Raw genomic sequence first — 20,935 nt, 5'->3', positions numbered from 1 at the left:
TTCAGGGTGCTGAAGGCCGCGTATTATCTGGGCTTCAGGCCGGACGGCAGGGGGCGCTCGAAGCGCCTGGAGTGGTGCGGATGGTGCAGGTGATGCTCGGCGCTATCGCTCGCGATGAACTAGGCGAGACGCAGTGGATATGCGTGCGTTGCGCTGGGGGGCGATCACGAAATATGTTTCAGTCGTGTGGCGGTAAGTTTGCCGTGGATAATTCTCCGGTCAGCGTGGAAGTTGTATCGGCTGATCCAGGGGTTCGAACTAAGCCGCAACGAAAGTGTCGCGATCCGCTCTGTCTCGCACTATACGGCGGCTGCGGCGAAGTTACCGGGCGGCGCCTCAGTGCCACCATTGGCGCCCCTGGCGTTCGATGAACTGGTGCGCCTGTTCGGGGCCATCCTGGCCGGCCGGGTAGGGCCGCGGTTTGCGGTAGTAGCCGTGCCAGCCGCGCAGGATCGGATCGACCCAGCGCCAGGCCGCTTCCACCTCGTCGCGGCGCATGAACAGCGTCGAGTCGCCTTCGATCACGTCCAGCAGCAGGCGCTCGTAGGCGTCCCAGCGGCGGGTGCTGCTGAAGGCGTGGGCGAGGTTGAGGTCCAGTTCCACCGGTTCCAGCTGCATGCCCTTGCCGGGGGCCTTGGCCATCAGCTGCAGGCTGATGCTCTCTTCCGGCTGCAGGCGGATCACCAGGCGGTTGGTCTCGCCCTTCTTGAACAGCAGGTGCGGCACCGGCTTGAAGGTGATGACGATCTCCGAGCGCTTCTTCGCCATGCGCTTGCCGGTGCGCAGGTAGAAGGGCACGCCGGCCCAGCGCCAGTTGTCGATTTCCGCCTGCACGGCGACGAAGGTCTCGGTGTCGCTGTCGTTGTCGATGGCGTGCTCGAAGTAGTAGGCCGGCACGTCGTGCCCGCCGATCTGCCCGGCGCCGTACTGGCCGCGCACGGTCTTGTCCATCACGTCCATGCCGGTGATCGGCTTGAGCGCCTCGAGCACCTTGACCTTCTCGTTGCGCACCGCCTCGGCGTCGAAGCGCACCGGGGCCTCCATCGCCACCAGGCAGAGCAGCTGCAGCAGGTGGTTCTGCAGCATGTCGCGCATGGCGCCGGCGCGGTCGTAGTAGCTGCCGCGGTTCTCCACGCCGAGGGTCTCGGCCACGGTGATCTGCACATGGTCGATGTGCCCGGCACGCCAGATCGGCTCGAACAGCGCGTTGGCGAAACGCAGGGCCATGAGGTTCTGCACGGTTTCCTTGCCCAGGTAGTGGTCGATCCGGTAGATGCGCGGTTCGGCGAACACCGTGCCGATCGCCGCGTTGATCGCCAGTGCCGAGTCGAGCGAATGACCGATGGGTTTTTCCAGCACGATGCGTGCCTCGGCGCCGGCCAGCCCGGCGCTTTCCAGGTGGTCGGCGATGGGCTCGAACAGGTCCGGCGCGGTGGCCAGGTAGTAGACCCGCACGCGGCCGTCGGCCTGGCCGATGTGGTGGGCCAGGCGGACGAATTCACCGCGCTGGGTGGCATCCATGGCGAAGTAGTCGAGGCGTTCGGCGAAGGCTTGCCAGGCGGCGGGGCTGAAGTCGCTGCGTGCCACCTGCGCCCGGCAGTGGCGTTCGGCCAGGGCCAGGTAGCCGTCGCGGTCGAACTTCTTGCGCGCCAGCGCGAGAATCCGCACGTCGGCATGCAGGCGACCGTCGCGGTGCAGGTGGTAGAGCGCCGGCAGCAGCTTGTGCAGGGTCAGGTCGCCGGTGCCGCCGAACACGAGCATGTCACAGGAAATCGACACGGCATCACTCCTCGTAGCTTAAAACGGGTCAATTGTTGGGCGATCGAACGAGCCATGTAGTATAACTACCGACCCACTACAACCCGCTGACGGCCAATGCGGCGCTCCAGGTGCCCCCATAACCGCCCTCAGACGTGATCATAGCGAGTCCGGACCGTGAATCTGTTGCAACACATCGCCCAATCGAGAAGCCTGCTACGGAAGTCGGAGCTGAAGGTGGCCGACCATGTCCTGCTCGACCCGGCCTCGGTGATGCACAGCTCCATGGCCGACCTGGCGCATGCGGTGGGGGTCAGCGAGCCGACCATCGTGCGCTTCTGCCGGGCCATCGGTTGCCTGGGCTTCCAGGACCTCAAGCTGAAGCTGGCGCAGAGCCTGGCCGCCGGTGCCAGCTTCGGCCAGTTCGCCATCAGCGAGAACGACTCGGTGATGGACGTCAGCCTGAAGATCTTCGACACCACCCTGCACACCCTGATGGAGGTGCGCGAGCGCCTCGACCCGCAGGCGCTGGAACGCGCCATCGCCGCCTGCGCCCAGGCCGAACGGGTCGAGTTCTACGGCTTCGGCGCCTCCGGCGCGGTGGCCACCGATGCCCAGCACAAGTTCTTCCGCCTGCTGCTCAGCGCCGCGGCCTATTCCGACCCGCACATGCAGGCGATGTCGGCGGTGACCCTCAAGCCCAGCGACGTGGCGATCTGCATCTCGCAGTCGGGGCGTTCCAAGGACCTGCTGATCACCGCCAACGTGGTGCGCGAGTCCGGCGCGACGCTGATCACCCTCTGCCCGAGCCAGACCCCGCTGGCCGAGCTGGCGACCATCAACCTGGCCATCGACGTGCAGGAAGACACCGAGATCTATACGCCCCTCACGTCGCGTATCGCCCACCTGGTGGTGATCGACGTGCTGGCGATGGGCGTGGCCATGGCCCGTGGGCCGAGCCTGGTCAACCACCTGAAAAGCGTCAAGCGCAGCCTGCGCAGCCTGCGGTTGTCGCCGAAGACGATCAAGTCGCACGAGGAATGACGGCCGCTCGATCGCCTTCATCGACGCGTCATCGCCCTGACTTCAGGGTGTCATCCGCACTGCGGATGCTGGTCTCCCCTCACCCTGTTCTGGGAGACCGCCGATGCATCGCTACAACGACGCCACCGCCAATCTCGACAGCAAGACCCGCCGCAAGCAACAGGACGAGCGGCGCATGCGTTTTCGCCGCGCCATCGAGTCCTATGCCGAGCAACGCCAGCTGCAGCAGGAGCTGGTCGATTTCCCCGAACCGATGGTCGCCAGCTACCTGCGCAACGAGGGAGCGCCGGCACAGGCGGTGCGCTAGCGATGACCTGGCGCCTGCAGGCGCGGGGCCATGCCCGCGGATAGCGGGCACAGCCCCCTAGCAGGCTGTTAAAAAACGTAGGCGAGGCAGCCAGCGCAAGGCAAAAACAGGCGAAAAAGCGCAGCTTACGAGTGGTAAATGAGCATTTTGATCGGACTCGCGCACGAGCCTGTTTTCAACGCCGCGATGGCAACGCAGGTAGTTTTTCAACAGCCTGATAGTGCCCATGGCTCCTGCCGACGTGTGACGGGTGTTCCTGCTCCGGCAGGCTGACCGCGCCACTGAGGTTCAACTGCTGGAGGATGCCGCACGGCAGGCCGTCGTCCGCCGCCGCGCAGCAGCGGCGCAGTTCCAGCAGTTGCTCGCGCAGGGCCTGCAAGCTGGCGATGCGTGCCTGCACGTGGCTGATGTGGGCGTCGACCAGGTCGTTGACGCCGCCGCAGTTCTCCTCGGGCCGGTCGCGCAGGCGCAGCAGGGCGCGGATTTCCTCCAGGGTCATGTCGAGCAGGCGGCAATTGCGGATGAAGGTCAGTCGCTCGACGTGACGCTCGCCATAGATACGGTAGTTGCCCTCGCTGCGGGCCGGGCTCTCCAGCAGGCCTTCGCGCTCGTAGTAGCGAATGGTTTCCACCGGGCAGGCGGTCAGCCGGGCCAGTTCGCCGATTTTCATCTTCACCTCCGCACGGGTGCTTGACCCTATAGTGGCTTCAGGGTGCCTACTCCGCAACAGGGATGCAGGAGAGGCACACACCATGAATCAATGCTGCGGTCATGACCAGCCCAACCCGCAACGGCGCCACGAGGAGGGCCAGGCGTCCGCTGCCAGCCGAAGCGGGCGCGGCAGTGGCGAGCGCACCCGGCTGCGCATCGAACAGATGGATTGTCCCACCGAGGAACGCCTGATCCGCGAGCGACTCGGCGGCATGCCGGGCATCGGGGCGCTGGAATTCAACCTGATCGACCGCGTGCTGACCGTCGAGCACGCCGCGGATGCGCTGCCGGCGGCCCTGGCCGCCATCGGCGAGCTGGGCTTCAGCGCCGAGCCCCAGGGCACGGCGGGTGGCGCCGCACCGCCGCCGGCCATCGCCCCGGTCCGGCGCTGGTGGACCCTGGCGCTGGCCGGGGCGGCCGCGCTGGCGGCCGAGCTCGTGCATTTCAGTGGCCAGGAGGGTAGCTGGCCGGTCTTCGTCCTGGCGCTGCTGGCCATCGGCCTGTGCGGGCTGGGGACCTACCGCAAGGGCTGGATCGCCCTGAAGAACCGCAACCTCAACATCAACGCGCTGATGAGCATCGCGGTGACCGGCGCGCTGCTGATCGGCCAGTGGCCGGAAGCGGCCATGGTCATGGTGCTGTTCACCGTCGCCGAGCTGATCGAGGCCAGATCGCTGGACCGCGCGCGCGATGCCATCCGCAGCTTGATGACACTGGCCCCGGAGCAGGCCAGCGTGCAGCAGGCCGACGGCAGCTGGATCGCCTTGCCGCTGGCCGAGGTGCCGCTGGGGGCGCGGGTGCGGGTGCGCCCCGGTGAGCGCATCGGCCTGGATGGCGAGGTGCTCGCCGGCCGCTCGACGGTCGACCAGGCGCCGATCACCGGCGAGAGCCTGCCGCTGGACAAGGGGCCGGGCGACCCGCTGTTCGCCGGCACCCTCAACGGCGCCGGCGAACTGGAGTACCGCAGCACTGCGCTGGCCGGCGACACCACCCTGGCGCGCATCATCCATGCGGTGGAGCAGGCCCAGGCGTCGCGGGCGCCGACCCAGCGCTTCGTCGACCGCTTCGCGCAGGTCTACACCCCGGCGGTGGTGCTCTTCGCCCTGGCCGTCGCCGCGCTGCCACCGCTGCTGATGGGCGGCGCCTGGTTCGACTGGATCTACCGCGCCCTGGTGCTGCTGGTGGTGGCCTGCCCCTGTGCGCTGGTGATCTCGACCCCGGTGACCATCGTCAGCGGTCTGGCGACGGCGGCGCGCAAGGGCATCTTGGTCAAGGGCGGGGTCTACCTGGAAAGCGGCCGGCATCTGGCCCGCCTGGCGCTGGACAAGACCGGCACCGTCACCCACGGCCAGCCGCGGCAGACCGACCATCAGGCGCTGGTGGCGGATGTGGAGGGTAGCTTCCGGGCCGTGGCCGCCAGCCTGGCGGCGCGCTCCGACCATCCGGTGTCCCTGGCGCTGGCCAGCCGGGCGCGGGAGGAGGGCATCGAGCCGCTGGCGGTCGAGGACCTGCAGGCCCTGGCCGGGCGCGGCGTGCGTGGCCGGGTGGCGGGGCAGGATTACCAGCTCGGCAATCACCGCCTGGTGGAGGAGCTGGGCCTGTGCAGCACCGAGCTGGAAGCGCGCCTGGACAGCCTGGAGCGCCAGGGCAAGAGCGTGGTGGTGCTGTGCGATTCGGTGCGCCCGCTGGCGCTGTTCGCCGTGGCCGACACGGTGAAGCAGAGCAGCCGTGTGGCCATCGCCGAATTGCACAAACTGGGAATCAAGACCGCCATGCTCAGCGGCGACAACCCGCACACGGTACAGGCCATCGCGGCCCAGGTGGGCATCGACGAAGCCTTCGGCAACCTGCTGCCGGCCGACAAGCTCGACGCCATCGCGCGCCTGCAGGCCGATGGCCGGCCGGTGGGCATGGTCGGCGACGGCATCAACGATGCGCCGGCCTTGGCCAGGGCCGAGATCGGCTTCGCCATGGGCGCCGCCGGCACCGACACCGCCATCGAAACCGCCGACGTGGCGCTGCTGGACGACGACCTGCGCAAGATCCCCGCCTTCGTCCGCCTGTCGCGCGCCACCGCCGCCATCCTGCGGCAGAACATCGCCCTGGCCCTGGTGATCAAGGCGCTGTTCCTGGGCTTCGCCCTGGCTGGCCAGGCGACCATGTGGATGGCGGTGTTCGCCGACATGGGCGTCAGCCTGCTGGTGGTGTTCAACGGCCTGCGCCTGCTGCGGGCCTGAGTGGGGAATGGCGGGTCAGCGCAGCCTGGCGCGCGCGTGGCATGGGCACCGTGCGCCGTGATTGGGTGCCGACTGATGATCCGCCATGTTGGGCTTCGCTTCGCTCAACCCAACCTACGGGCGCCACGCTGGCCTGGAGGGTGGCCGCCCGACCGTAGGCTGGGTCGGGGCGCGCAACCTGAGCCGCGTAGCGGCGAAGCCCAACGGGTTCGCGCCAATGCCCCGTTGGGCTTCGCTTCGCTCAGCGCCAACCTACCCGCGAACGCTCGGGCATCGGCAGTTGCTTCAGCCGGCCGCGTCGAAGCGCCTGGCCAGCCCGGCGATCAGTTCGCGTTCGCTGCGGATGAAACCGAGGAACGCCTGGGCCACCGGCGACAGGCGGCGGCCGCGGAGGTTGACCGCGCACCAGCTGCGAAACAGCGGCAGCTCCGCCACCGGCAGTTCGCACAGCAGGCCCTGGGCCAGCTCCTGGTACACCGCGTGGCGCGGCAGCAGCGCCAGGCCGAGGCCGGCGATCACCGCCTCGCGTTGGGCATCCAGCGAGCCGATCTCCAGGGTCTGGGCGAAATGCGCGCGCTTCTGGTGGCAGTATTCCTCGCAGGCCTTGCGCGTGCCCGAGCCGCTTTCGCGCACCAGCAGTGGGTAGGCGGTGAGGTCCTGCAGTTGCAGCTCGCCGCGCGCGCGCAGTGGATGCTCCGGCGGCGCCACCGCGACGATGGGGTTGTTGAGGAAGGGCAGGAAGTCCAGCGGCATGTCCGCGGGTACCTGGCTCATGATCAGCAGGTCGTCGCGGCTGAGGTTCAGACGGCGCACCGCCTGGGCGTGGTTGACCACCACCAGCTGCAGGCTGACCTCCGGGTGCAGGCGCCTGAACGCGGCGAACAGGTGCGGCGTGATGTACTTGGCGCTGGATTCCACCGCCAGGTTCAGTTGCCCCTGCAGCGAGCCCTGCAGGTCGGACAGCTGCATGTCGAGGCTGTCCAGGCGGCCGAAGATATCGGTGCTGGCACGCTGCAGCGCTTCGGCGGCGTCGGTGAGGTAGAGCTTCTTGCCGACATATTCGAACAGCGGCTGGCCGACCAGCTCTTCCAGCTGGCGGATCTGCAGGCTCACCGCCGGCTGGGTCAGCGCCATTTCTTCCGCGGCGCGGCTGTAGGAGCGGCTCTCGCAAACCGCACGAAACACCTGCAACTGGCGCAAAGTCATGCGCATCAGCGATTTTCGCATCCTGTTCTCCGCTATTCATCGAAGGATGGCTGTATCGGCTCATGCCCGACGTAACCTTGACCATCCGGCCAAGATTACGCCAAATAGCCGTTATATATAAGTTTTTACTTATGCTCAATCAAACAATTATTCATTTTAAGTAATCGCCCCAGCGGGCGTAGGGTGAAAAAACTCGCTGCCATAGGCGAGTGATCATCGGCCCGGCATCGGGTCGCCTGCTCAACGATCCGAGGGAAGACAGCGTGATCAAGAAGCTGCTGATCGCCAACCGCGGGGAAATCGCGGTGCGCATCGTCCGCGCCTGCGCCGAAATGGGCGTGCGCTCGGTGGCGATATTTTCCGAGGCCGACCGCCATGCGCTGCACGTCAAGCGCGCCGACGAGGCCTACTTCATCGGTGAGGACCCGCTGGCCGGCTACCTGAACCCGCGCAAGCTGGTCAACCTGGCGGTGGAAACCGGCTGCGATGCGCTGCATCCCGGCTACGGCTTCCTCTCCGAGAATGCCGACCTGGCGGACATCTGCGCCGAACGCGGGATCAGGTTCGTCGGCCCTTCGGCCGAGGTGATTCGCCGCATGGGCGACAAGACCGAGGCGCGGCGCAGCATGATCAAGGCCGGCGTGCCGGTCACGCCGGGTACCGAGGGCAATGTCGCCGATCTCGCCGAGGCGCTGCGCGAGGCCGAGCGTATCGACTATCCGGTGATGCTCAAGGCCACCTCCGGCGGCGGCGGGCGCGGCATCCGCCGCTGCAACTCGCGGGCGGAGCTGGAGGCGGCCTACCCGCGGGTGATCTCCGAAGCGACCAAGGCCTTCGGCAGCGCCGAGGTGTTCCTGGAAAAGTGCATCGTCGAGCCCAAGCACATCGAGGCCCAGGTGCTGGCCGACAGCTTCGGCAACACCGTGCACCTGTTCGAGCGCGACTGCTCGATCCAGCGCCGCAACCAGAAGCTCATCGAGATCGCGCCGAGCCCGCAGCTGACCCCCGAGCAGCGTGCCTACATCGGTGACCTGGCCGTGCGCGCGGCCAAGGCGGTGGGCTACGAGAACGCCGGTACCGTGGAGTTCCTGCTCGCCGACGGGCAGGTCTACTTCATGGAGATGAACACCCGGGTGCAGGTGGAGCACACCATCACCGAGGAAATCACCGGCATCGACATCGTTCGCGAGCAGATCCGCATCGCCAGCGGCCTGCCGCTGTCGGTCAAGCAGGAGGACATCCAGCATCGCGGTTTCTCCCTGCAGTTCCGCATCAACGCCGAGGACCCGCGCAACAACTTCCTGCCCTGCTTCGGCAAGATCACTCGCTACTACGCCCCCGGCGGCCCGGGCGTACGCACCGACACGGCGATCTACACCGGCTACACCATCCCGCCGTATTACGACTCCATGTGCCTGAAGCTGGTGGTCTGGGCGCTGACCTGGGAAGAGGCGCTGGCGCGCGGCTCGCGCGCGCTGGACGACATGCGCGTGCAGGGCGTGAAGACCACCGCCACCTACTACCAGCAGATTCTCGCCAACCCGGACTTCCGCAGCGGCCAGTTCAACACCAGCTTCGTCGACAACCATCCGGAACTGCTGAACTACTCGATCAAACGCAAGCCGGGCGAGCTGGCCCTGGCCATCGCCGCCGCCATCGCCGCCCACGCAGGCCTGTGAGGAACACACCATGAGCAAGAAGATTACGGTCACCGACACCATCCTGCGCGACGCCCACCAGTCGCTGCTGGCGACCCGCATGCGCACCGAGGACATGCTGCCGATCTGCGACAAGCTCGACCGCGTCGGCTACTGGTCGCTGGAAGTCTGGGGCGGCGCGACCTTCGATGCCTGCGTGCGCTTCCTCAAGGAAGACCCCTGGGAGCGCCTGCGCCAGCTCAAGGCGGCGCTGCCCAACACCCGCCTGCAGATGCTCCTGCGCGGGCAGAACCTGCTCGGCTACCGCCACTACAGCGACGACGTGGTCGAAGCCTTCGTCGCCAAGGCGGCGGAGAACGGCATCGACGTGTTCCGCATCTTCGACGCGATGAACGACGTACGGAACCTGGAAACCGCCATCCGCGCGGTGAAGAAGAGCGGCAAGCACGCCCAGGGCACCATCGCCTACACCACCAGCCCGGTGCACACCGTCGAGGCCTTCGTCGAGCAGGCGCGGCAGATGGCGGCCATGGGCATCGACTCCATCGCCATCAAGGACATGGCCGGGCTGCTCACCCCTTACGCCACCGGCGAGCTGGTCAAGGCGCTGAAGCAGGCGTTGCCGGAGCTGGACGTGGTGATCCACTCCCACGACACTGCCGGCGTGGCCAGCATGTGCCAGCTCAAGGCCATCGAGAGCGGCGCCGACCGCATCGATACCGCCATCTCCAGCATGGCCTGGGGCACCAGCCATCCGGGCACCGAGTCGATGGTCGCTGCGCTCAAGGGCACGCCGTACGACACCGGCCTGGATCTGGAACTACTGCAGGAGATCGGCCTGTACTTCTATGCCGTGCGCAAGAAGTACCACCAGTTCGAGAGCGAATTCACCGGCGTCGACACCCGCGTGCAGGTCAACCAGGTCCCCGGCGGGATGATTTCCAACCTCGCCAACCAGCTCAAGGAGCAGGGCGCGCTGCACCGCATGGACGAAGTGCTGGCCGAGATTCCCAAGGTACGCAAGGACCTCGGCTACCCGCCGCTGGTCACCCCGACCTCGCAGATCGTCGGCACCCAGGCGTTCTTCAACGTGCTCGCCGGCGAGCGCTACAAGACCATCACCACCGAGGTGAAGTACTACCTGCAGGGCCGCTACGGCAAGGCGCCGGCGCCGGTCAACGAGCACCTGCGCTTCCAGGCCATCGGCAGCGAGGAGGTCATCGAGGGCCGCCCGGCCGACCTGCTGCTGCCCGAGCTGGACAAGCTGCGCAAGGACATCGGCGCCTTGGCCAGGAGCGAGGAGGACGTGCTGACCTACGCCATGTTCCCCGACATCGGCCGCAAGTTCCTCGAGGAGCGCGAGGCCGGCACCCTGCAGCCCGAGGCGCTGCTGCCGATTCCCGGTACCGCGGGCGTCGCCGGCCAGGAAGGCGTGCCGACCGAGTTCGTCATCGACGTGCACGGCGAGAGCTACCGCGTCGACATCACCGGGGTCGGCGTCAAGGCCGAGGGCAAGCGCCACTTCTACCTGTCCATCGACGGCATGCCGGAGGAAGTGGTGTTCGAGCCGCTCAACGACTTCGTCGGCGCCGGCGGCAGCAAGCGCAAGCAGGCCAGCGCGCCGGGCGACGTCAGCACCACCATGCCGGGCAACGTGGTCGACGTGCTGGTCAAGGAAGGCGATGCGGTCAAGGCCGGCCAGGCCGTGCTGGTCAGCGAGGCGATGAAGATGGAAACCGAGATCCAGGCGCCGATCGCCGGCACCGTCAAGGCCGTGCACGTCGGCAAAGGTGACCGGGTGAATCCGGGAGAAGTCTTGATCGAGATCGAGGGCTGAGTGAAGGCTGGCGCGGCGATCCGCTTGCGCCAGGCCAGCGTCGTCCTGTCTCGCCGGGTCGGGCTGCGCAACGGACAGCGGAACGCGCGGCGCTGGCAACGCGTCCCCTTTGGGAGCCCATGCGGCTCCTTTTTTTCGGGCAGCTCAATTTCCGAGCCGTGGAGAATCTAGATGGGCATCGACCCGGTAGTGCTGTTCTTCGTCTTCGGCCTGTTCGCCGGGCTGGTGAAGAGCGAGTTGAAATTACCGCCAGCGCTCTACGAGACGCTGTCGATCGTACTGCTGCTGGCGATCGGTCTGCATGGCGGGGTGGAGCTGGCCGAGCAGGCCAGTGCGGCGTTGCTCGGCCAGTCGCTGTTGGTGCTGGCGCTGGGCGTGCTGCTGCCGATCCTGGCGTTCGGTTTGCTGCGCGGCCTGCGCTTCGACCGGGTCAACGCCGCGGCGGTGGCGGCGCACTATGGTTCGGTGAGCGCCGGTACCTTCGCCGTGGTGGTGGCGTACCTGGCGGCGCGCGAGATGTTCTTCGAAAGCTACATGCCGCTGTTCGTGGCGATCCTCGAGATTCCGGCGATCCTGGTGGGCATCCTGCTGGCCAAGGGCGTCTCGCGCGATACCGACTGGAAGGAGCTGGGCCGCGAGATCTTCCTCGGCAAGAGCATCATGCTGCTGCTCGGCGGCCTGCTGATCGGGGCGATCGCCGGCAAGGAGGCGATCAAGCCGCTGGAGCCGCTGTACACCAGCATGTTCAAACCGGTGCTGGCGTTCTTCCTGCTGGAGATGGGCCTGATCGCCTCCGGCCAGCTCGGCTCGCTCAAGCGCTACGGGGTCAAGCTCGCCGCCTTCGCCCTGGCGATGCCGCTGATCGGTGCGCTGATCGGTGCGCTGCTGGCGCGCTTCATGGGGCTCTCGTTGGGTGGCACGGCGATGCTCGCCACGCTGGCGGCGAGTGCGTCCTACATCGCGGTACCGGCGGCGATGCGTCTGGCGGTGCCGGAGGCCAATCCGTCGCTGTCGCTGACCGCGTCGCTGGGCATCACCTTTCCGTTCAACATCCTGATCGGCATTCCGCTCTACCTGGCCCTGGCCGAGCGGCTGATCGCCTGGGGGTTCTGAGATGAACGCGCACAATCGAACACTGCTGACCGTGATCTGCGAGGCGGCGCTGGAGCACAAGTTGGAGGCCGACCTGAAAACCCTCGGCGCCCCCGGTTGGACCCTGTCCGACGCCCGCGGCAGCGGCAGCCGCGGCGTGCGCAGCGCCGGCTGGGACAGCGACGGCAACATCCGCCTGGAAGTGATCTGCAACCGCGAACTGGCCGAGCGCATCGCCGAGCACCTGCAGGCGCGCTACTACGCCAATTTCGCCATGGTCTGCTACCTGGCCGAGGTGGAAGTGCTGCGCCCGGAGAAGTTCTGAGCCGCGCTGTGATGCCGTGGCCCGCGCGGGCGTCCATCCTCCACCAGGACCGATGGAGCTGACGATGCACGCGCTGTTGCAGGAGATTCTCGACGAGGTGCGCCCGCTGCTCGGGCAGGGCCGTGTGGCCAGCTACATCCCGGCCTTGGCCGACGTGGCGCCCGATCAGCTGGGCATCGCCGTGTGCAGCGCCGACGGCGAGCTGTTCCACGCCGGCGACGCGCAGACGCCCTTCTCGATCCAGAGCATTTCCAAGGTGTTCAGCCTGGTGCAGGCCATCGGTCATCGCGGCGAATCGCTATGGGAGCGCCTCGGCCACGAACCCTCCGGGCAACCGTTCAATTCGCTGGTGCAGCTGGAATTCGAACGCGGCCGGCCGCGCAATCCGTTCATCAACGCCGGTGCGCTGGTGATCTGCGACGTCAACCAGTCGCGCTTCGCCACGCCAGAACTGTCAATGCGCGACTTCGTCCGCCACCTGTCCGGCAACCCGCTGATCGTCTCGGATACCCGCGTCGCCGAGTCCGAGTACCAGCACCGCGCGCGCAACGCCGCCATGGCCTATCTGATGCAGTCGTTCGGCAACTTCCACAACGACGTCGAGGCGGTGCTGCGCAGCTATTTCCACCACTGCGCGCTGCGCATGAGCTGCGTCGACCTGGCCCGTGCGTTCGGCTTCCTCGCCCGCGACGGCGTCTGCCCGCAGAGCGGCGAGGCCGTGCTGGCGCCGCGTCAGGCCAAGCAGGTCAACGCCATCATGGCTACCAGCGGCCTCTACGACGAGGCCGGCAACTTCGCCTATCGGGTCGGGCTGCCCGGCAAGAGCGGCGTCGGCGGCGGCATCGCCGCGGTGGTACCCGGCCGCTTCACCGTCTGCGTCTGGTCGCCGGAGCTCAACGCCGCCGGCAACTCGCTGATCGGCATGGCCGCGCTGGAGGCGCTGTCGCAGCGCATCGGCTGGTCCGTATTCTGACGCGCCGTGATGGCGCCTACCTTTGCAACTGGAGAACTGAACATGAGCGACGGCAAGACGAGCGAAACCGCCCAGGAGGCCCTCGAACACATCGTCTCAGGCGTCAAGCGCTTCCGCGAGGAGGTCTACCCGCAGCAGCGCGAACTGTTCAAGAAGCTCGCCTACGAGCAGACGCCGCGGGCGATGTTCATCACCTGCGCCGACTCGCGGATCATTCCGGAGCTGATCACCCAGAGCTCGCCCGGCGACCTGTTCGTCACCCGCAACGTGGGCAACGTGGTGCCGCCGTACGGGCAGATGAACGGTGGCGTTTCCACTGCGATCGAGTTCGCCGTGATGGCCCTCGGCGTGCAGCACATCGTCGTCTGCGGTCATTCCGACTGCGGTGCGATGAAGGCGGTGCTCAACCCCGCCGAACTCGAACGCATGCCGACGGTGAAGGCCTGGCTGCGGCATGCCGAGGTGGCGAAGATCGTCGTCGAGCAGAACTGCGGCTGCGCCAACCACGACACCCTGGGCATCCTCACCGAGGAGAACGTCGTCGCCCAGCTCGACCACCTGCGCACCCACCCCTCGGTGGCGGCACGCCTGGCCAGCGGGCAGCTGTTCATCCATGGCTGGCTGTACGACATCGAGACCAGCGAAATCCGCGCCTACGACGCCGAGCAGGGCAGGTTCCGCCTGATCGGCGACGGCCCGCTGCCGATGGCCACGCCCAAGCCGCGCTACCTGCAGGGCTGAAGCCTGGCCACGAGCTGCGGCGCGTCCCCTGGGCGCGCTCAGCGGCTGCCGGCGAGCACCTTGCCGCGATCGCGGATCAGGTAGCAGAGATCGGGGGTCTTGCTGCAGCCGGCGTAGCCTTCGCCGATGACCGCGTCGAGTGCCTGCTGCAGGCGCTCGACCACCTCGTCCGGCGTGTCGCGGCTCAGCGCCAGGTAGAGCGGCTCGCTGCGAAAGTTCAGCACCACCTGCAACTGCCGTTCCTCCACGCCCTGCTGGCGCGCGTAGTAGCGCCACACCGGGTCGGCGACGGCCCAGAGGTCGATCCGCCCGCCGAGCAGCTTGCGCAGGTTTTCCGGGTCGCTGAGGCTGTCGCCCGGCGCCAGGCCCTGGCTCTCGAGGTAGAGGTTCACGCTGCCGTTCTTGTAGCCGCCGATCCGATAGCTGCCGGCCTGGGCCAGGCTTTGCAGCTTCAGGCCGCGCTCGGGCAGTGCCAGCAGCACGCTGTCGTGGTGCGCCAGCGGGCCGACCCACTTGAACAGCCCGGTGTTCTGCGTGGTCCGGGCGACCGAGAACAGGCCGTGGTCGGCGTCCTGCAGGGTCTGTTCGTAGAGCCTGCTCCAGGGCCCGCGCAGGGCCAGGCTGTAGGCGATGCCGGCGCGCTTGAAGATGTCCCGCACGGTGTCGGCGCCGATCCCTTGCACTTCGTCGCCGCGGGCGAAGTTCTTCAGGTTGGGCGCCATGTTGAACGGCGGGAAGTTGTCGGTCTGCAGGATGACGCGGTAGTTGTCCGGCAACTCGGCATGGACGCCGGCGGCGCCCGTCAGCAGCAGGGCGAACAGCGCGCAGGCGGTGCTGGATCTGGCCATGACATCGGCTCCTTGATGCGATTTGTTTTTATTGTTGGCGCGGGCAAGGGTAGCGGGCCTCTGCCCGCCTCGCCACTGGCGCGAGTCCCGGACGGTCGGGCATGGCCGCTCAACGGGCGGGAATGGGTTTTTCCGAGCTTGATGCTATGATCCGGCGCTGCCGCCAGTCCTCTCACTTAGCGCCCCGCCCGCGGTTCGCTGGAGCCCAGTCGTGCCCACGAGACGTCCCATCGGGCTGCGCCAGTGGATCTGGCGTGCCTTCGTTCGCAGTGCCCTGATTCCGCTGATCCTGGTGGAAACGGCACTCATCGCCGTCTACCTGCTGACCAACAGCGCCATTCGCGACGCGCAGATCGAGCACCTGCGCCAGACCGCGCTGACCGACCTGCAGGCTTCGGTCAACCTGGAATCGCGGTTGATCAACGAGCAACTGAGCCAGATCGCCGCGCTGACCGAGCTGTACCGCAACCTCACCGCCGACGCCCTGCTCGCCGGCGAACCGGCGCTGCCGCCGGCGCTGGCATTGAGCCCCGGCGGGGTGCGCTACAGCCCGGCCGACGACGGTGGCGCGGCGGTCTTCTATTCCAGCGCCACCCCGGCCGGGCGGCAGGATCTGGACAAGATCGCCCGGCTGCGCCGTCTCGAGCCGCTGATGAGGGAGCTGAAGGCGCGCCATCCGCTGGTGGCCAGCCTGTACTTCAACAGCTGGGACAGCCTCAACCACATCTACCCCTGGTTCTTCACCCTCGACCAGTACCCGGCGGACATGGATATCCCCGCCTACAACTTCTATTACCTGGCCGATGCCGCGCACAACCCGGCGCATGGCGTGGTCTGGACCGAGGTCTACCTCGACCCCGCCGGGCACGGCTGGATGATGTCGGCCATCGCCCCGGTGTACCGCGGCGATTTCCTCGAAGGGGTGGTGGGTATCGACATCACCGTCAGCGGCATCCTCGAGCAGATCGGCCAGCTGCGGGTGCCCTGGAGCGGCTACGCCCTGCTGGTCGACGACGACCTGTCGATCATGGCGCTGCCCGAGCCCGGCGAGAAGGATTTCGGCCTCGCCGAGTTGACCGATCACTCCTACCTGGAGGCGATCCGCCGGGAGATGTTCAAGCCCGAGGACTTCCGCCTCGACCGGCGCGGCGAGACCGCCGAGCTGGCCGCGGCCATCGCCGGGCGTATCCGCGGGGTGCAGCAGGTCAGGCTTGGTGGCCGGCCGCAGCTGGTGGCCTGGACCACCGTGGCGCAGACCGGCTGGCATTTGCTGGCGGTGGTCGACGAGGCCGAGGTGTTCCGCCAGACCCACACCCTGGCCAGCCGCTACCAGCATCTCGGCTACCTGCTGATCGCCGGCCTGGTGCTGTTCTACATCGGCTTCTTCGCCTTCATGTGGTGGCGTGCACGCCGGCTCAGCCAGGCGCTGCTGAGGCCGATCGCCGGTATCTCGCGGGCGATGGGCGAGATCGGCCTGGGCCGCTGGCGCCCGCAACCGGTGCAGGCGCAGATTCGCGAGCTGGACGAGATGGCCCGGCACACCCTGGCCATCGGCCAACAGCTGGAGCATAGCGAGACGCAGCGCTCGCATACCCAGAGCCGCCTGGAGCTGGTGCTGGAGAGCGCCACCGAAAGCCTCTGGGAGTACGACCTGCGCGACGGCATGCTGCAGCTGCGCGGCAACATGGTCGGCCGCTTCGGGCTACCGTCCGGGCGGCTCAACGGCGAGCGCTTCCGCGAGCGCATTCACCCCGACGACCTGCCGGCGGCGCTGGCGCAAGTGCAGCGAATCCAGCAGGGGCTGCAGCAGCGCTACGAGGCCGAGTACCGCTTCGCCGACGCCACGGGCCGCTACCATTGGCTGCTGACCCGCGGGCGGGTGCTCGAATGCGACCCACAGACCGGCCTGGCCTGGGTCCTGGCCGGCACCCATGTGGATATCGATGCGCTCAAGCGTGGCGAGGAAGAGCTGCGCGCGGCGACGTTGCAGGCGCAGGCCGCCAGCGAGGCGAAGAGCCACCTGCTGTCGGGCATCAGCCATGAACTGCGCACCCCGCTCAATGCGATCCTCGGCTTCGCCCAGCTGATGCGCATGGATTGCGACGACGAGAGCCAGGCCGAGGCCGCCGAATACCTGGACGAAATCCTCCTCGCCAGTCGCCACCTCAACCAGCTGCTGGCGGAGATCCTCGAGTGGTCGAGCCTGCAGACGGAGCGGCCGCGGCTCGAACTGCAGGCGGTCGAGGTGCGCGACCTGGTCCGCGAGTGTGCCGAGATGATCACCCTGGAAATCCAGCAGCGCGGCCTGGAGCTGGACCTGCAGCTGCCGGAGGCGCGGCTGCGGGTGTTCGCCGAGCCGCTGCGCCTGCGCCAAGTGCTGCTGAACCTGCTGTCCAACGCGATGAAGTACAACGTCCCGCAGGGGCGCATCGGCCTGCGCGTGGAAGCCAGCAGCGCCTGCGTGCGCATCCTGGTGGAGGACACCGGCCTGGGCATCGACCCGCAGCAGCAGGGGCAGGTCTTCGAACCCTTCCAGCGCCTGGGTCGGGAGAACAGCGTGATCCAGGGCACCGGCATCGGCCTGTCGCTGTGCCTGGAGTTCGCCCGGCTGATGAATGGCCAGATGGGCCTGCACAGCGAGCCGGGCGTCGGCAGCCGTTTCTGGATCGAACTGGCGCGTGCGCCCGACGGGGACGGCGAAGGCTGAGGATTGCTCAGTCGGCGCGCTCGCCGCACAGGTCCAGGGCGAACCAGTGCGCCACCTCGGCCGGCGCCAGCCCGGCGCCGAGCAGGGCGAACAGCTTGCCCAGCGCCGCCTCGCGGGTCATTCCGCCGCCGCTCAACAGCCCGCAGGCGGCCAGCTTGCTGCCGGCGGCATACAGGCCGAACTCGACGTGCCCCTGCGGGCACTGGCTGATCGCGACGACCACCACGCCGTTCGCCTGTGCCTCCTGCAGCGCGGCCAGCAGCTCGGCATCGTCCGTCGGCCCGGTGCCGCTGCCGTAGCATTCCAGCACCAGCCCTTGCACGCCGCTGGCCAGCAGCGCCCGTAGCTGGGCGGCCTGCACGCCGGGAAACAGCGGCAGCACGGCGAGATCGACCGGCCGGCGCGGGGTGCGGTAATCGAGGCTGGACGGAATGGCCGCGGCGCGCTGGCCGCGGCGCTGGCGTGGCGGCTCGGCGAAGGCGTCGAGAGTCGCCGTGCCCAGCTTGCTGGCGCGTGCGCCATGCAACAGGGCACCGTGGAAGTACAGGTGCACGCCGGGCGCCACCCCAAGCTGCAGCGCCTGCATGGCGCCGAACAGGTTGTCCCAGGCATCGCTGCCCGGCACGCCGGCCGGCAGCATGGAGCCGGTCAGCACGACCGGCAGCCCCAGCCCCAGCAACAGGAAGCTCAGCGCCGCGGCACTGTAGGCCAGGGTGTCGGTACCGTGCAGCACCAGCACGGCGTCGCAACCGTCCGCTTCGACGCCGCGGCGGATGGCCGCGACCATGGCCAGCCAGTTGTGCGGGTTCATGTTGGCGCTGTCGATCGGCGGCAGCAGTTCGCGGAACTGCCACTCCGGCAGCTGCCGTTCCGGGTGCAAGGCCTGCTGGGCGCGCAGTCGCTCGGCGAAGCCGGAGGCGGGCATCAGCCCGTCGGCGCTCTGCTGCATGCCGATGGTGCCGCCGGTGTACAGCACCAGGAGTTTTCTGGAAGCCGGCATGGGATCTCCTCGAAGGGTGGGAGTTGATGCGGTCCCTGTAAGAGCCTGGGCGTCCCCCGGGCTCCTACAAAAAGCCTCAGGAACGAGCGGCGGCGTCGTCCCCGGCCTTGGCCGGCCAGGCGGCAGGGTCGAGATCGAGATCGGCGAACTGCGCGGGATCGAACACCGGCGACTCTACACCGGCCTTGCGCTGGTTGTCGTAGTCGCGCATCAGGCGCAGGCCGACCTTGAACAGCAGTGCCAGGGCGATCAGGTTGCAGATCGCGAGCAGGCCCATGGTGACGTCGGCGAAGGCGAATACGGTGCCCAGGTCCTGCACCGAACCCCAGAGCACGAGGATGATCACCAGCACGCGATAGATCACCACCGGGGTGCGCTTCTCGGTGAAGAAGCCCAGCGCGTTCTCGCCCAGGTAGTAGTTGTAGATCAGCGTGGTGAACACGAACAGCAGCAGCGCGATGCTGACGAATACCCGGCCCCACTCGCCAACGACGGCGGCGACGGCGGTCTGGGTCAGCACCACGCCGGCCTGGTCCATGCCCGGCTCGTAGGCGCCGGAGAGCAGGATGATCAGCGCGGTGCAGCTGCACAGGATGATGGTGTCGATGAACACCGACAGCGACTGCACGATGCCCTGTGCCACCGGGTGCTTGACCTCGGCCACGGCGGCGACGTTCGGCGCGCTGCCCAGGCCCGCCTCGTTGGAGAACAGGCCGCGCTTGACGCCCATCAGGATGGCTGCGCCGATGCCGCCGGCGAAGGCCTGCTCAAGGCCGAAGGCGCTACGGAAGATCAGGCCGAAGGTTTCCGGTACCGCGCTGGTGTTGCTGCCGATGACGAACAGCGCCATGCCCAGGTAGGAGAAGGCCATGACCGGCACCAGCACGTCGGCCCACTTGGCGATGCGGCGGATGCCACCGAAGATGATGCCGCCGATTACCAGGGTCAGGGCGATGCCGCTGGCCACGGTGGGTACGCCGAAGGTGTCGTGCAGCGAGCTGGCGACGGTGAACGACTGCACGGCATTGAAGCCGAAGCCGAAGGTCATCAGCAGCAGGATCGACACGACGATGCCCAGCCAGCGCTGGCCCAGACCGTGCTGGATGTAGAACGCCGGGCCGCCGCGGTAGGTTCCGTCCGGTTCGCGGCGCTTGTACAGCTGCGCCAGCGAGCACTCGAAGTAGCTGGTGGCCATGCCCACCAGGGCCACCACCCACATCCAGAAGATTGCGCCGGGGCCGCCGAGCATGATCGCCACCGAGACCCCGGCGATGTTGCCCGCGCCGACCCGGCCGGCCACCGAGAGCATCAGCGCCTGGAAGGAGGAGAGCTGCCCCGGCTGCCGCTCGAAGGCGTGGCCGAAGATCGTGAACATGTTGCCGAAATAGCGGAACTGGACGAAGCCGGAGCGGATGGTGAAGAGCAAGCCCAGGCCGATCAGCATGACGATCAGCAGTTTGCTCCAGATAAGGTCGTTGAGAAGGTCGAGCATGGCGATGTTCACCTTGTTGTCGTTGTTAGGGCGTCCGGCGCGCGCCGCTGCGCCGTGCAAGCCGGGGATGTTTCAACAGCAGGGGTACGCGGAGCAATTTCGCGGCTGGCCGCGATATGACGCGACCTGATGCTAGAATGGCGACACTCGCGTCAGATCAGGGCCAACGCTTGTGACCTCCCACCTCGCCGAAAATCTCAAGCTGCTGTGCAGCCATTACCGCTCCATCGCCGAGGTGTGCCGCAAGCTCGCCATCAATCGCGCCCAGTTCAACAAGTACCTGGGCGGGCAGAGCCGGCCGACGCCGTTCAACCTCAAGCGCATCGGCGACTTCTTCGGGGTGGAAGGCTACGAGCTGGAGATGCCGCCGGAGCAGTTCGCCCGGCTGGTCGGTGCGCGCCACCCGGAGGCCCAGGCCGGGCCGCGGGACGATCCGTTGCTGACGCTGCTGCAGCCGCTGCGTGAGCAGGCCACGAGCCTGTCGCGCTACTGCGGCTACTACTTCGAATACGCCAACTGCCTGTCGGTGCCGGGCAGCGTGCTGATCTCCCTGGTGCACCTGCGCGAGGAGAACGGCCTGTACCTGTTCGAGCGCCAGGAGCGCCAGGAACGCGCCAGCCCGACGCTCGGCCAGGCCGAGGACTGGGTTCGCTGTCGCTACCTGGGCGCTGCGTTCGGCCTGCAGGACCGCCTGTTCCTGATCGACTACGAGTCGCTGACGCTCAACGAGATGAGCCAGACCATCCTCATTCCCAGCTTCAAGAGCCGCATCACCCGCCTCAACGGGCTGAAGACCGGCGTCTCCTCGGGCGATCGGCGTACGCCGGCCTGCACCCGCGTGGTCTGGGAATTCCTGGGCAAGGAGATCAACCGCGTCAGCGCCTATCGCCAGGTGATGCTCTACAGCCCGGACGACCCGCGCATCGACCCGGAGATCCGCGAGCGTCTGGCGACCTCGCACGTGGAGAACGGGCTGTTCGGTATCGACTGAGGCATTCC

At 67.6% G+C, this 20,935-nt stretch carries 17 protein-coding genes; 11 read left to right on the top strand and 6 right to left on the bottom strand.

Translation table 11 applies throughout. The annotated features are described in order from the left end of the window. Window positions 1–336: 336 nt before the first annotated feature. Window positions 337–1,779 carry a glucose-6-phosphate dehydrogenase gene (gene zwf / locus CXK94_RS01835; protein WP_102893060.1) on the bottom strand — a complete coding sequence of 481 codons (1,443 nt, stop codon included), beginning with the start codon at window positions 1,777–1,779 and terminating at the stop codon, window positions 337–339. A gap of 156 nt (window positions 1,780–1,935) precedes the next feature. Between zwf and hexR the strand changes: the two genes are divergently transcribed. Continuing rightward, a complete protein-coding gene (hexR, locus tag CXK94_RS01830; protein ID WP_037041304.1) occupies window positions 1,936–2,802 on the top strand; it encodes a transcriptional regulator HexR in 867 nt (288 codons plus the stop codon). Between the two features lie 103 nt (window positions 2,803–2,905). Continuing rightward, a complete protein-coding gene (locus tag CXK94_RS01825) occupies window positions 2,906–3,109 on the top strand; it encodes a PA3496 family putative envelope integrity protein (protein ID WP_102893059.1) in 204 nt (67 codons plus the stop codon). Between the two features lie 175 nt (window positions 3,110–3,284). Here the strand turns inward: CXK94_RS01825 and cadR are convergent, their stop codons facing one another. Beyond that, a complete protein-coding gene (cadR, locus tag CXK94_RS01820; protein ID WP_102893058.1) occupies window positions 3,285–3,779 on the bottom strand; it encodes a Cd(II)/Pb(II)-responsive transcriptional regulator in 495 nt (164 codons plus the stop codon). 82 nt (window positions 3,780–3,861) lie between these two features. On the opposite strand from cadR, the gene CXK94_RS01815 reads away from it, so the two are divergent. Further along, window positions 3,862–6,057: a heavy metal translocating P-type ATPase gene (locus CXK94_RS01815; protein ID WP_102893057.1), complete on the top strand. Its 2,196-nt coding sequence runs from the start codon at window positions 3,862–3,864 to the stop codon at window positions 6,055–6,057. Between the two features lie 285 nt (window positions 6,058–6,342). On the opposite strand, the gene CXK94_RS01810 is transcribed toward CXK94_RS01815, so the two are convergent. Continuing rightward, on the bottom strand, window positions 6,343–7,284 hold the full coding sequence (locus CXK94_RS01810; protein WP_102893056.1) for a LysR family transcriptional regulator: 942 nt from the start codon (window positions 7,282–7,284) through the stop codon (window positions 6,343–6,345). Window positions 7,285–7,526: 242 nt separating this feature from the next. On the opposite strand from CXK94_RS01810, the gene CXK94_RS01805 reads away from it, so the two are divergent. The 6 genes from CXK94_RS01805 to CXK94_RS01780 all read left to right on the top strand — a co-directional run bounded on the left by CXK94_RS01805 (window position 7,527) and on the right by CXK94_RS01780 (window position 13,889). Next, a complete protein-coding gene (locus tag CXK94_RS01805) occupies window positions 7,527–8,942 on the top strand; it encodes an acetyl-CoA carboxylase biotin carboxylase subunit (protein WP_102893333.1) in 1,416 nt (471 codons plus the stop codon). A 10-nt stretch (window positions 8,943–8,952) separates the two neighbouring features. Continuing rightward, window positions 8,953–10,758 (top strand): sodium-extruding oxaloacetate decarboxylase subunit alpha, encoded by a 1,806-nt coding sequence (gene oadA, locus CXK94_RS01800; RefSeq protein ID WP_102893055.1) that lies wholly within the window; start codon window positions 8,953–8,955, stop codon window positions 10,756–10,758. Between the two features lie 171 nt (window positions 10,759–10,929). Further along, window positions 10,930–11,871 carry a sodium-dependent bicarbonate transport family permease gene (locus tag CXK94_RS01795; protein WP_102893054.1) on the top strand — a complete coding sequence of 314 codons (942 nt, stop codon included), beginning with the start codon at window positions 10,930–10,932 and terminating at the stop codon, window positions 11,869–11,871. A 1-nt stretch (window position 11,872) separates the two neighbouring features. Then, window positions 11,873–12,175: a P-II family nitrogen regulator gene (locus CXK94_RS01790; protein WP_037041411.1), complete on the top strand. Its 303-nt coding sequence runs from the start codon at window positions 11,873–11,875 to the stop codon at window positions 12,173–12,175. A gap of 64 nt (window positions 12,176–12,239) precedes the next feature. Further along, window positions 12,240–13,148 carry a glutaminase B gene (gene glsB, locus CXK94_RS01785; protein ID WP_102893053.1) on the top strand — a complete coding sequence of 303 codons (909 nt, stop codon included), beginning with the start codon at window positions 12,240–12,242 and terminating at the stop codon, window positions 13,146–13,148. Window positions 13,149–13,190: 42 nt separating this feature from the next. Next, window positions 13,191–13,889: a carbonic anhydrase gene (locus CXK94_RS01780; protein WP_102893052.1), complete on the top strand. Its 699-nt coding sequence runs from the start codon at window positions 13,191–13,193 to the stop codon at window positions 13,887–13,889. 38 nt (window positions 13,890–13,927) lie between these two features. Here the strand turns inward: CXK94_RS01780 and CXK94_RS01775 are convergent, their stop codons facing one another. Then, entirely contained in the window at window positions 13,928–14,737 is an 810-nt protein-coding gene (locus tag CXK94_RS01775; protein ID WP_102893051.1) for a substrate-binding periplasmic protein, read from the bottom strand. A gap of 211 nt (window positions 14,738–14,948) precedes the next feature. Here CXK94_RS01775 and CXK94_RS01770 point away from each other — a divergent pair, with 211 nt between their 5' ends. Then, window positions 14,949–17,444, top strand: a complete 2,496-nt coding sequence (locus CXK94_RS01770; protein WP_102893050.1) for a sensor histidine kinase — start codon at window positions 14,949–14,951, stop codon at window positions 17,442–17,444. A 7-nt stretch (window positions 17,445–17,451) separates the two neighbouring features. Here the strand turns inward: CXK94_RS01770 and CXK94_RS01765 are convergent, their stop codons facing one another. Then, complete coding sequence (locus CXK94_RS01765) at window positions 17,452–18,444, bottom strand: asparaginase (RefSeq protein WP_037041404.1); 993 nt, start codon at window positions 18,442–18,444, stop codon at window positions 17,452–17,454. Between the two features lie 76 nt (window positions 18,445–18,520). Next, entirely contained in the window at window positions 18,521–19,936 is a 1,416-nt protein-coding gene (locus tag CXK94_RS01760) for an alanine/glycine:cation symporter family protein (RefSeq protein ID WP_102893332.1), read from the bottom strand. 172 nt (window positions 19,937–20,108) lie between these two features. On the opposite strand from CXK94_RS01760, the gene CXK94_RS01755 reads away from it, so the two are divergent. Continuing rightward, window positions 20,109–20,927 (top strand): helix-turn-helix domain-containing protein, encoded by an 819-nt coding sequence (locus CXK94_RS01755; RefSeq protein ID WP_102893049.1) that lies wholly within the window; start codon window positions 20,109–20,111, stop codon window positions 20,925–20,927. Window positions 20,928–20,935 lie beyond the last annotated feature (8 nt).

This window comes from Stutzerimonas stutzeri (assembly GCF_002890915.1).
Lineage (GTDB): Bacteria > Pseudomonadota > Gammaproteobacteria > Pseudomonadales > Pseudomonadaceae > Stutzerimonas > Stutzerimonas stutzeri_AF.
This window is presented reverse-complemented; position numbering and strand designations above follow the sequence as displayed.